The sequence below is a fragment of the Terrabacter sp. P5_B1 genome (assembly GCF_056400505.1).
Genome location: NZ_JBFULD010000132.1, coordinates 1 through 10,649 on the forward strand (window position 1 = coordinate 1; position 10,649 = coordinate 10,649).

13 protein-coding genes are annotated in these 10,649 nt (G+C 69.8%); 2 read left to right on the top strand and 11 right to left on the bottom strand.

Going from position 1 to position 10,649, the window contains the following annotated elements:
• Positions 1-49: 49 nt before the first annotated feature.
• The 5 genes from rpsD to infA all read right to left on the bottom strand — a co-directional run bounded on the left by rpsD (position 50) and on the right by infA (position 2,232).
• Positions 50-658 (bottom strand): 30S ribosomal protein S4, encoded by a 609-nt coding sequence (gene rpsD / locus AC1DP0_RS11165; protein WP_045191881.1) that lies wholly within the window; start codon positions 656-658, stop codon positions 50-52.
• Positions 659-690: 32 nt separating this feature from the next.
• Positions 691-1,086, bottom strand: coding sequence for a 30S ribosomal protein S11 (rpsK, locus tag AC1DP0_RS11170; RefSeq protein ID WP_020143208.1), 396 nt, complete (start codon positions 1,084-1,086; stop codon positions 691-693).
• A 57-nt stretch (positions 1,087-1,143) separates the two neighbouring features.
• A complete protein-coding gene (gene rpsM / locus AC1DP0_RS11175; protein ID WP_030194267.1) occupies positions 1,144-1,518 on the bottom strand; it encodes a 30S ribosomal protein S13 in 375 nt (124 codons plus the stop codon).
• Positions 1,519-1,742: 224 nt separating this feature from the next.
• A complete protein-coding gene (gene rpmJ / locus AC1DP0_RS11180) occupies positions 1,743-1,856 on the bottom strand; it encodes a 50S ribosomal protein L36 (RefSeq protein ID WP_006592630.1) in 114 nt (37 codons plus the stop codon).
• 154 nt (positions 1,857-2,010) lie between these two features.
• Positions 2,011-2,232: a translation initiation factor IF-1 gene (gene infA, locus AC1DP0_RS11185; RefSeq protein ID WP_013493543.1), complete on the bottom strand. Its 222-nt coding sequence runs from the start codon at positions 2,230-2,232 to the stop codon at positions 2,011-2,013.
• Between the two features lie 250 nt (positions 2,233-2,482).
• On the opposite strand from infA, the gene AC1DP0_RS11190 reads away from it, so the two are divergent.
• Positions 2,483-3,481, top strand: coding sequence for a phosphotransferase (locus tag AC1DP0_RS11190; RefSeq protein ID WP_478084602.1), 999 nt, complete (start codon positions 2,483-2,485; stop codon positions 3,479-3,481).
• A gap of 11 nt (positions 3,482-3,492) precedes the next feature.
• Here AC1DP0_RS11190 and AC1DP0_RS11195 read toward each other — a convergent pair whose 3' ends face one another.
• Positions 3,493-3,930 carry an iron chaperone gene (locus tag AC1DP0_RS11195; protein ID WP_478084604.1) on the bottom strand — a complete coding sequence of 146 codons (438 nt, stop codon included), beginning with the start codon at positions 3,928-3,930 and terminating at the stop codon, positions 3,493-3,495.
• A 9-nt stretch (positions 3,931-3,939) separates the two neighbouring features.
• On the opposite strand from AC1DP0_RS11195, the gene AC1DP0_RS11200 reads away from it, so the two are divergent.
• On the top strand, positions 3,940-4,650 hold the full coding sequence (locus AC1DP0_RS11200) for a hypothetical protein (RefSeq protein ID WP_478084605.1): 711 nt from the start codon (positions 3,940-3,942) through the stop codon (positions 4,648-4,650).
• 67 nt (positions 4,651-4,717) lie between these two features.
• On the opposite strand, the gene AC1DP0_RS11205 is transcribed toward AC1DP0_RS11200, so the two are convergent.
• The 5 genes from AC1DP0_RS11205 to secY form a co-directional block, all read right to left on the bottom strand.
• Positions 4,718-6,262 carry a DHA2 family efflux MFS transporter permease subunit gene (locus AC1DP0_RS11205; RefSeq protein ID WP_478084607.1) on the bottom strand — a complete coding sequence of 515 codons (1,545 nt, stop codon included), beginning with the start codon at positions 6,260-6,262 and terminating at the stop codon, positions 4,718-4,720.
• Between the two features lie 100 nt (positions 6,263-6,362).
• The gene (locus tag AC1DP0_RS11210; RefSeq protein WP_478084611.1) at positions 6,363-7,805 is read right to left on the bottom strand and encodes a serine hydrolase domain-containing protein; all 1,443 of its coding nucleotides are present in this window, start codon (positions 7,803-7,805) and stop codon (positions 6,363-6,365) included.
• A 41-nt stretch (positions 7,806-7,846) separates the two neighbouring features.
• On the bottom strand, positions 7,847-8,701 hold the full coding sequence (gene map / locus AC1DP0_RS11215; protein ID WP_478084613.1) for a type I methionyl aminopeptidase: 855 nt from the start codon (positions 8,699-8,701) through the stop codon (positions 7,847-7,849).
• Positions 8,702-8,742: 41 nt separating this feature from the next.
• Positions 8,743-9,312: an adenylate kinase gene (locus AC1DP0_RS11220; protein WP_478084615.1), complete on the bottom strand. Its 570-nt coding sequence runs from the start codon at positions 9,310-9,312 to the stop codon at positions 8,743-8,745.
• Positions 9,312-10,634 (bottom strand): preprotein translocase subunit SecY, encoded by a 1,323-nt coding sequence (secY, locus tag AC1DP0_RS11225; RefSeq protein ID WP_478084616.1) that lies wholly within the window; start codon positions 10,632-10,634, stop codon positions 9,312-9,314. The genes AC1DP0_RS11220 and secY overlap by 1 nt, the downstream gene beginning before the upstream one ends.
• Positions 10,635-10,649: the final 15 nt, after the last annotated feature.

The following is a 10,649-nucleotide window of genomic DNA, read 5'->3' on the forward strand; positions in this document are numbered from 1 at the left end:
GGCGGGCGTATGCCGTCCGGCCGGGCCGGACGGCATACGCCGTCTTGCATCAGTTCTTCGAGTAGAGCTCGACGATCAGCTGCTCGGTGAGCTGCGAGTCGATCTGCGCGCGCACCGGGAGCTGGTGGATGAGGATCTGCAGCGAGCCGTCGACGACCTGCATCCAGGCCGGGACGGGACGCTCGCCGAACGTCTGGCGAGCCAGCTCGAACGGGAAGCTCTCGACCGACTGCTTGCGGACCGTGATGATGTCGTACTGCTCGACGCGGTAGCTCGGGACGTCGACGCGCACGCCGTTGACCTCGAAGTGACCGTGCGTCACGAGCTGACGCGCGTGGCGACGCGTGCGGGCCAGACCCGCGCGGTAGACCACGTTGTCGAGACGCGACTCGAGGATCTGGAGAAGGTTCTCACCGGTCTTGCCGGGGCGCTTCGCCGCTTCCTTGTAGTAGCGGACGAACTGCTTCTCCATGACGCCGTACTGGAAGCGAGCGCGCTGCTTCTCCTGCAGCTGCGTCAGGTACTCCTTCTCCTGGATCCGGCGACGGCCGTGYTGGCCGGGCGGGAACGGGCGGAGCTCGAAGTTCTTGTCGCCGCCGACGAGGTCCATCTTGAGGCGGCGGGACTTCTTGGTGATCGGGCCGGTGTAACGAGCCATGTTCCTAGTTCTCTCTCTCGCTCAGTGCCGGATCAGACGCGACGGCGCTTGGGCGGGCGGACACCGTTGTGCGGCGTGGGCGTGACGTCGCTGATCGCGCCGACCTCCAGGCCGGTGGCGGTGAGCGAACGGATCGCCGTCTCGCGACCCGAGCCCGGGCCCTTCACGAAGACGTCGACCTTGCGCATGCCGTGCTCCATGGCGCGGCGGGCAGCAGCCTCGGCAGCCATCTGGGCAGCGAACGGGGTGGACTTGCGCGAGCCCTTGAAGCCGACCTGGCCGGCAGAGGCCCAGGCGATCACGGCGCCGGTGGGGTCCGTGATCGAGATGATCGTGTTGTTGAACGTGCTCTTGATGTGAGCGTGCCCGTGGGCGACGTTCTTCTTCTCCTTGCGACGAACCTTCGTCACGCGAGCCTTGGGAGGCATTTTTCTCCTACGTCAGAACTGAATGTCGGTGAGACGCGATCGCGGGGGCGATCAGCGTCAGCGGGCCTTCTTCTTGCCGGCCACGGTGCGCTTCGGACCCTTGCGGGTGCGCGCGTTGGTCTTGGTGCGCTGACCGCGCACCGGCAGACCACGACGGTGACGCAGACCTTCGTAGGAGCCGATCTCGACCTTGCGGCGGATGTCGGCCTGCACCTCACGGCGAAGGTCACCCTCGAGGCGGTAGTTGCCCTCGAGGAAGTCACGAAGCGCAACGAGCTCGGTCTCACCGAGGTCCTTGACGCGGGTGTTGGGGTCGACGCCGGTGGCAACCAGCGCCTGCTTGGAACGGGTGCGACCGACACCGAAGATGTAGGTCAGTGCGACCTCGACGCGCTTCTCGCGCGGAAGGTCGACTCCAACAAGACGAGCCATGTTGGGTTGTCTCCTGATTTCTGTTTCGCGGAGGTCTGGAGCAGGTCACCGATCCGGGGTCACGGTCCGCCACTCAGAAGGACGGGCCACCGGTCCCCGGCCTCCGTGCCGGGGGTGACGTCCTGCGCCGACACGACGGTCGGTCATCAGGGGCCGGGTGCTGCTTTCATTCACTTTTTGGCGTGCTGTCGAAAGTCTGTCGACGGCGAGGGTGGTGGCTCTGCTCAGCCCTGGCGCTGCTTGTGGCGCAGGTTCTCGCAGATCACCATGACCCGACCGTTACGGCGGATCACCTTGCACTTGTCGCAGATCTTCTTGACGCTCGGCTGAACCTTCATCTGCCTGCTGTCTTCGGATCGCGCACCCGGCACCGCGGGCCCCGGAGGGCACGTGGGGATCAGGTGCTTGGTTGTGTAATCGGGAGTTGGTGCCTCGCACTCGTCCCGGCCGGACACCCCGCTCGCGCGGGCTGGTCGCGGCCGACCCTGGTGCTCAGCGGTAGCGGAAGACGATCCGACCGCGGGTCAGGTCATAGGGCGAGAGCTCCACCACGACCCGGTCCTCAGGGAGGATCCGGATGTAGTGCTGTCGCATCTTGCCCGAGATGTGTGCGAGCACCTTGTGACCGTTGGAGAGCTCGACCCGGAACATCGCGTTCGGGAGAGCCTCGACGATCGTGCCCTCGATCTCGATGACACCGTCCTTCTTGGCCATATCCTCCGTCTATCTGTAGCGGGCCGACTCGGACTGAGCCAGCCTTGGACGTGCCTGTCTGCCGTGCTCGTCGCACAGGCGTGACTCTGGCGTCGAGGCACACGACACCCAACGCACAAGAATACGCCAGACCGCGCCGTTCCTGAAATCGTCCCCACACCTCCCCACCCGCGCGCAGACTGGATCGCAGGGAGCGCCCGACCGACGACCAAGGCCGGGCTCCCGCGAGCGTGTCGGAGGTGGACCGACCATGGAAGCGTCGGACGGCACCACCCCTCTCCGACGGGAGGTCGAGCGGGCGACGTCGCGGACCACCGTCGCAGGTCACGTCGGCAAGTCGGGGGCCGCCCTCGAACGGGTCGTCCTCGCCGACGGACGGGTGCTCGTCGTCAAGCGGTTCTCGCCCCGCAGCGACCTGCTGATGGCCGCCCGGGGCGAGCGCATCGGCCCCGAGCTCCTCGCGTGGTCCACCGGGCTGCTCGACCGGCTGCCGGCCAGCGTCGGCCACCCGGTCGTCGGCGGCTGGGTCGAGGGTGACACGACGGTCGTGGTCATGCGCGACCTCGGCGACGACGTCCTGACGTGGGAGAGCCGGCTCGACCGCGCCCGCTCGAGCTGGGTGGTGCGCCGCGTCGCCGACCTGCACCTGGCCTTCCTCGGTGAACCCGTGGCTGGCTTCAGCCCGCTCGCCGACCACCTGACCCTGTTCGCTCCCGCCCGTATGCGACCCCACGTCGACGATGCCAACCCGCTGGCCGCGGCGACCCTGCGCGGCTGGGAGCTGTTCCGCGAGCTGGTGCCGCACGACGTCGCCGACGCGGTGGCGCGGCTGCTCGACGACCCACGGCCGCTCGCCGGGGCGCTCCTGCGACGACCCACCACGTTGCTGCACGGCGACCTGGCAACGGTGAACATGGCGTTCGAGGGCGACCGGCTCATCCTCATCGACTGGGCGATGGCGGGGTGCGGACCGGGGGCGGTCGACGTGGCTCGCTTCGTCGCGGGCTGCTCACAGGTGCTCGACGCCAGCCGTGAGGAGATCCTCGCCGAGTACGCCGCATGCATGGGTCCTTCCCACGACGAGACCGCGATGCGTCTCGCACTGCTCGCCGGCCTCGTCTGGCTCGGGTGGAACAAGGCGCTCGACGCAGCGCTGCACGACGATCCGGAGAAGCGTGAGCGCGAGCGTGACGACCTCGCCTGGTGGGTGTCTCAGGCCCGGACCACCTTCCGCGCGGACCTCCTCTGAGCGCGATGGTCCTAGGCGTGCAGCTCTGCCAGGCGCAGCCTGACCATCTTCTCGATGACCTCGTCGGGAACCGGCCGATCGGTCCAGAACCGGACCGTCCCCTTCGACAACGCGTAGCCGGGGAGGTCGGCGGCGACGGCCTCGACGACGGCCGGGCTGAACGGGAAGATCGACAGGTGCTTGGCCGATGCCGTGACGCCGATCAGCGGGCGGCCGCCGATGCGCAGGGCCGGCATCCCGTAGCTCGTGCCCTCCTCCGCCTCGGGCGCCACGCGTGTCGCGACGTCGACGACCCGCTGCAGGGCCTCGCGCTGACCCGGCACGAGGCCGGCGAAGTAGTCACCCATCGTCCCCATCACCCCACGGTCCCACGCTCGCCGCGTCCCGGGGACGTCTGTGGCGTATGCCGTGGGCACTGCCACCGGGGCGCGCTCCGCGCCGCGCGGCATACTGACGGGGTGACCGAGACCGGCGACGACGCCACTCCCCCGCCCGCACCCGACGACGAGACCGACCTCGTGAGCGCTCCCCCGACCGAGGCGGAGTCCGTCGAGGACTACTACGCGCGCATCGCCGCCGCGGCGGGTGAGGACGGCCGGCTGCCGGTCGCGGCCCCGGAGATGCCCGGGTGGGACATCTACCCGTACGAGCTCGACGGCCTGCGGCTCAAGCCGGTGCGACCGCCGGCCGACGAGGAGCCCGCGCGGCGGGGCGAGCAGGCGTCAGACTGCCACTGCGCCCACGGCTTCGACGATGCGGACGAGTGCGTTGTCTGGACCAACCCGCGCTGGCGGCTGACGCTCTCACGTGACACCGGGCTGCCCGTCATGCTCATGCTCATGCCGGTCGAGCACCATGACCTGCCCTCGCTGCCGAGCGAGCTCGCAGCCGAGATGGGCCAGCTCATCGTCGCGGTCTCGGACGCGGTCGAGCACGTGCCCTCGGTCGGCCGAGTGCAGCTCGCGAAGTACGGCGACGGCGGGGCGCACCTGCACCTCTTCTWCCTCGGCCGCCCGGCCCGGATGCTGCAGTTCCGCGGGTCTCCCCTCATCGACTGGGAGGAGAACCTCCCCCGCGTCCCGCTGGACGTGCTGCAGGCCAACGCCCGGGTGGTCGCCGAGCGGATGGTCGTCCACCTCGGCGGCAGCCCGGGCGGCCTCGGGCGGTAGCCCCCTCCGGGTCCCAGGTCCCGCCCGCCAGGCCGCCTCGCTGCCGGCGGGCCGGGCCCGCTGCTCGTCAGTGCGGGTGGCTGGCCGGACGCTCGAAGAAGAGGGCCGCGACGACGCCGATGACGAGCACCGCGGCCGGGAGCAGCATGGACTCCGACATCGCCGACGCGAACCCGTCGGCGATCCGTGGCGGCATCGCCGTGCCGGAGCCCTGCATGCCGCCGAGGGTGCTGGGCAGGCCGGGCAGGTCGGCGCCCAGCCGTGCCTGGATGACGGCGGCGATGGCCGCGCTGCCGAGGACCGCCCCGACCTGGCGGGTGGTGTTGTAGACCCCGGAGCCGGCCCCGGCCGACGACAGCGGCAGGTTGCGGGTGGCGGTGGCCCCGAGGGGACCCCACATGAAGGCGTTGCCCACTCCCATGAGCGCCATCGGGAGCAGGAGCACCCACGTCTGCGTCGCCGGGTGCATGACGAGGGCGAGCCCCAGCAGGGAGGCGGAGGTCAGGCCGATCCCCACCGCTGTGATGCCGCGCGGGTGCACCCGGTCCGCCATCCGACCGGCCACGGGCGCCAACCCTCCGGAGATGACGGCCATCGGAGCTAGGAGCAGGGCCGCGGACGTGGGCGACAGCCCCCGGACGGCCTGCGCGTAGAGCATGAAGGGGAAGGCCATCGCCGTGATCGAGAAGCCGATCGTCGTGATCGCGATGTTGGCCAGCGAGAAGTTGCGGTCGCCGAAGAGCCGGAGCGGCAGCAGCGGCTCGCTGGTGTTGTGCGCCTGCCACCACACGAAGACGCCGAGCACGAGCACGCCGGTGGCGATGAGCAACGGCACGGAGATGATGCCCGTGATGGTGCCCCAGTCGTAGGTCTCGCCCTCCTGGACACCGAAGACGAGCAGGAACATGCCCACGGCCGACAGCGCCACACCGAGCCAGTCGAACCGGTGGCTGTGCGTCTCGAGCCGCGGCACGAGCCGGGCCGCGAGCACGAACGCGACGACACCCACGGGCACGTTGATGAAGAAGATCCACTCCCATCCGGGACCGTCGACGAGCAGACCGCCGACGACAGGGCCGACGAGGATCGCGACCCCGGCGGTCGCGCCCCACAGCGCCATGGCCTGGCCGCGGGAGGCTGCGGGGAAGGTGCGGGTGATGACGGCCATCGTCTGCGGGGTCAGCATCGAGGCGCCGAGACCCTGCACGACGCGGGCGAGAATGAGGCCGGTGATCGTGCCGGTGAGCCCGCACCACAGCGACGCGGCCGTGAAGACCGTCAGGCCGACGAGGTAGAGGTTCTTCGGGCCGTAGCGATCACCGAGCCGCCCGGTGATGAGCAGGGGCGTGGCATAGGCGAGCAGGTAGGCGCTGGTCACCCAGATGACGCTGTTGACGTCGGTGTGCAGCCCCCGCAGGATCGCGGGTGTCGCGACCGACACGATGGTCGAGTCGACGAGGATCATGAAGAAGCCGATGACCATCGCCCAGAGCGCCGGCCACGGGTTGTGCCCCGCCGGCACCCCACCGAGGGGCGGGGCGGACGCGGGCCGCGCAGCGCTCCCCGGCCCTGCCTGCTCGGTCACTCCGGTGGTGCGCTCGTCGCCTGCCATGGTGCTCCCCTCGTGCTGCCTCGCGCAGCACCCACGATTGTCCACCCGACGACCGACAGCCGTCAGCGGCCTTTCGGCGATCAGGGGGCTGCGAGACCGGTCAGGCGTCCGACCAGCGTGTCGCGAGCCACAGCGGGTCGGAGCCGGTGAGCGGGACCATCCGCCACGTCAGGTCGGCGTCCGAGCTGCGCAGGCGAGCCTCGACGCGGAAGCGGTGCGGTGACTCGATGGCGATGACGTCGGCGCGGAACGTGTCGTCGTCGACCCAGCCCCCGCTGGAGACCACCGGCACCGTCGCTCCACCGGCGACCATCTCGCCCTCCCGCCACAGTCCCTGACCGACGGGCAGCCGCAGCCACTCGCCGCGCCGGTTCAGGGCGAGCACGTGCCCGGCCCCGTCCCGGGTCACCGAGACGGCCGTGTAGTCGGCCGCGAGGTCGGAGGCGTCCGAGCGGACGAACTCGGCGTGGTCCGGTCCCAGCGCGTCACCCGACCCGGCCGGGATCTCGAGAGCGGCGAGTCGCTCGGCCAGCTCGCGGTCGGACGCCTCGGACCCGCCCTCGCCGAGAGCGGGCACGAGATGCGCCCAGAGCCCGTCGAGCGTCGACTGCATGCGCCACTGCTCGGCCGTGATCGACACGACGGTGTCGTGGTCGGGGAGGACGATGAGGAACTGGCCGTAGGCACCGTCGCCCCGGTAGCCGAAGCGCTGCATCCAGAACGAGTACCCGTAGCCGCGGCGCCAGTCCTCGTCGGCGTTCGGATCGTCGTTGAGGGGACCCAAGGCCCGGGTGGCCTCCTCGACCCAGGCCTCGGACAGCAGCTGCCGTCCCTCCCACCGGCCGCCGTCGAGGTAGAGCTGGGCGAAGGACGCGATCGCCTCGGTCGTCAGGTGTGAGCCGGTGAAGCCCAGCTCGCGGCCGAGCGGGTCGCGGTGCCACGGGATGTCCGGCAGCCCCATCGGCGTGAGCAGCCGCGGTCGCAGCACCTCGGCGACGCCGACCCCGGTGAGCTGCCGCACGATGACGCCCAGCAGGTAGGTCGCCACCTGGTTGTAGGCGAAGACCGTGCCGGGCGGCCGGGTGGGCTTCGTCGCGAAGACCCGCGGCACCCAGTCGCTGGGGCCGGCGGCGTCATCGAAGTCGCTCGCGCTCATCCGGTCGAAGACCTGCGGCCAGGCATCCTGCTCGTGCCCGATCGTCATGGAGAGGCAGTGCCTGACCTGCACGTCGTCCCAGCCGGCGGCGACGACACTGCGGTCCAGGTCCGGGAAGTGGTCGAGCACGCGGTCGTCGAGCGACAGGAGCCCCTCCTGCACGAGGAAGCCCACAGCCGTGGCCGTCACCGTCTTGGAGAGCGAGTAGGCGAGATGGGCGCGGTCGGCGGCATACGGCCTCCACCAGCCCTCGGCCAGGACGTGCCCGTGGCGCACGACCATGAGGCTGTGCAGGCCGAGGTCGTCGCGCTCGGCGGCGTCGACGAACGCGAGGATGCCGTTGGCGTCGACGCCCTGCGCCGACGGGGTGCTACGGGGAAGGGTCACGAGCGCGAGGCTACGCTCCCGCAGCCCTCAGGTGGGGCGGGTCAGGCGCTCGCGTCGAGGGGGGCGTATGCCGCCCCAGCAGCCTCGAGGGCAGCCTTGCCTCCGTCGACGGCCGTGAGGATCCACAGCCCGTCCTCGCGCACGGCCACCGAGTGCTCCCAGTGCGCGGCTCGCGTGCCGTCAAGGGTCACGACGGTCCAGTCGTCGGCGAGCACCTTGGTGTCGGTGGAGCCGAGCGTGACCATCGGCTCGATGGCACCGGTGAAGCCGTCGACGAGCTTGGGCCCGCTCTCGCGCACGGCGTAGTTGGGGATCTGGGGGTCCATGTGCATCTGCGTGCCGATGCCGTGGCCGACGTACTCGTCGATGACGCCGTAGACCCGGCCGTCGCGCTCGGCCGCGGCCCCGATGCTCGCCTCGACGGCGTCACCGACCGCGTACAGCCGACCGCCGACCTGCATGGCGGCGATACCGGCGTAGAGGCTCGCCTCGGTGGCGTCGATGAGCGCGACGTCCTCGGGACGACCGGCCTCCCGGCCGCCGACGACCGCGGTGAACGCGGCGTCGCCGTTCCAGCCCTTGACCTCGGCCCCGCAGTCGATCGACACGATGTCGCCGGCCTCGAGCACCCGCGGGCCGGGGATGCCGTGGACGACCTCGTCGTTGACGCTCGTGCACAGCGTGTGGCTGTAGCCCGGCACGAGCTGGAAGTTTGGGATGCCGTCGTTGCTGCGGATGAACTCCTCGGCGAGACGGTCGAGCTCGAGCGTCGTCGTGCCGGGCCGCACCTCGTCGGCGAGCAGCTCGAGTGTGCGCCCGACGAGCAGCCCCGCCTCACGCATGAGGAGGAGCTGCTCGTCGGTGCGACCCTGGAGCCGGTTTCGGCGTCCGAACATCGGTGGTCCTTCTCGGTGGCTGCGGTGTGGTGCAGCCGTGCTCAGGCGTGCCGCGGCAGCGCCGCGATGACACGGTCGGTGACCTCGTCGACGGCACCCATGCCGTCGACCTTGACGAGGAGGCCGACGAGGTCGTAGTGCTGCGCGAGCGGCGCGGTCTCCTTCCGGTAGATCGCCTGGCGCTCGCGGATGACGGCCTCGGTGTCGTCGGCGCGACCCTCGGTCTCGGCGCGCTTCAGGAGGCGCTCGACGATGGCGTCCTCGTCGACCTCGAGCTCCAGCACGGCGTCGAGTGCGTGGTCGTGCCGCGACAGCATGGCATCGAGGGCCTCGACCTGGCCCGCGGTGCGCGGGTAGCCGTCGAGGAGGAAGCCGCCCTCGGCGTCGTCCCAGGAGAGGCGGTCCTCGACGATCTCGTTGGTGATGTCGTCGGAGACGTAGCCGCCCGACTTGATGATCTGATCGACCTTGACCCCGAGCGGGGTCTGGTCCTTGATGTTGGCGCGGAAGATGTCGCCGGTGGAGATGGCCGGGATGTCGAGGCGCTCGGCGATCCGGGCGGCCTGGGTGCCCTTACCGGCGCCGGGCGGGCCGAGGATGATCAGTCGCATTAACGGAGGAACCCTTCGTAGTGACGCTGCTGCAGCTGCGCCTCGATCTGCTTCACCGTCTCGAGCCCCACTCCGACGACGATGAGGATCGAGGTGCCACCGAACGGGAAGTTCTGGTTGGCGCCCACGAGGACGAGAGCCACGAGCGGGATGAGCGAGACGATGGCGAGGTAGATGGCACCCGGCACGGTGATTCGGGTCAGGACGTAGTTGAGGTACTCGGCCGTGGGTCGCCCGGCCCGGATACCCGGGATGAACCCGCCGTACTTCTTCATGTTGTCCGCGACCTCGGTCGGGTTGAACGTGATCGAGACGTAGAAGAACGTGAAGAAGAGGATGAGGGCGACATAGGTCGCCATGTAGATCGGGTGGTCACCCTTGACGAGGTTCTCCTGGACCCACGAGACCCAGCCCGGGTTGTCGCCGTTCGCGTGCGTGTTGAACTGCGCGACGAGGCCCGGGAGGGCGAGCAGCGAGCTGGCGAAGATGACGGGGATGACGCCGGCCATGTTGACCTTGAGCGGGATGTAGGTCGACGTGCCGCCGTACATCCGCCGGCCGACCATGCGCTTGGCGTACTGCACCGGGATGCGGCGCTGGGACTGCTCGACGAAGACGACCGCGGCGATGACGAAGATGCCGAGGATCAGGATGCCGAGGAAGGTGCCCCAGCCCTTGTTCTCCTTGATGCTCCAGAGCGAGGCAGGGAAGCCGGCCGCGATCGAGGTGAAGATCATCAGCGACATGCCGTTGCCGACACCCTTGTCGGTGATGAGCTCACCGAACCACATGATGAGGCCGGTGCCGGCCRTCATCGTCAGGACCATGATGAGGATCGTCACCATCGACTGGTCCGTCATGATCGTCTCGCACGAGCCGCCGAAGAGGCTGGACGGGTTGCGCGCGAAGGTGACGAGGGTCGCCGACTGGAGGATCGCGAGGCCGATCGTCAGGTAGCGGGTGTACTGCGTCAGCTTGCTCTGCCCCGACTGGCCCTCCTCCTTGAGCGCCTCGAAACGCGGGATGACCACCGTGAGCAGCTGGATGATGATGCTCGCCGTGATGTACGGCATGATCCCGAGCGCGAACACCGACAGCTGGAGCAGCGCACCGCCGCTGAAGAGGTTGGCGAGGTTGAGGAACCCGCTCTGGTCGCCGGACTTGCCCTTGCTGGCCTCCAGACAGTTCTGCACCAGGCCGTAGCTGATGCCGGGCGTCGGCACGTGCGATCCGAGCCGGAACAGCACGATGATGCCGAGCGTGAAGAGCAGCTTCTTGCGCAGGTCCGGGGTTCGGAACGCGCGTACGAAAGCGGCGAGCACTGGGTCCTCCTGGGG

Coding starts and splice junctions, on each gene's coding strand:
- AC1DP0_RS11195 (WP_478084604.1), bottom strand. CDS start 3,930: ATGCCGCGCGGCGCGGAGCGCGCCCCGGTGGCAGTGCCCACGGCATAC.
- map (WP_478084613.1), bottom strand. CDS start 8,701: ATGTTCGGACGCCGAAACCGGCTCCAGGGTCGCACCGACGAGCAGCTC.
- infA (WP_013493543.1), bottom strand. CDS start 2,232: ATGGCCAAGAAGGACGGTGTCATCGAGATCGAGGGCACGATCGTCGAG.
- AC1DP0_RS11205 (WP_478084607.1), bottom strand. CDS start 6,262: ATGGCAGGCGACGAGCGCACCACCGGAGTGACCGAGCAGGCAGGGCCG.
- rpsK (WP_020143208.1), bottom strand. CDS start 1,086: ATGCCTCCCAAGGCTCGCGTGACGAAGGTTCGTCGCAAGGAGAAGAAG.
- rpmJ (WP_006592630.1), bottom strand. CDS start 1,856: ATGAAGGTTCAGCCGAGCGTCAAGAAGATCTGCGACAAGTGCAAGGTG.
- AC1DP0_RS11220 (WP_478084615.1), bottom strand. CDS start 9,312: ATGCGACTGATCATCCTCGGCCCGCCCGGCGCCGGTAAGGGCACCCAG.
- rpsM (WP_030194267.1), bottom strand. CDS start 1,518: ATGGCTCGTCTTGTTGGAGTCGACCTTCCGCGCGAGAAGCGCGTCGAG.
- AC1DP0_RS11190 (WP_478084602.1), top strand. CDS start 2,483: ATGGAAGCGTCGGACGGCACCACCCCTCTCCGACGGGAGGTCGAGCGG.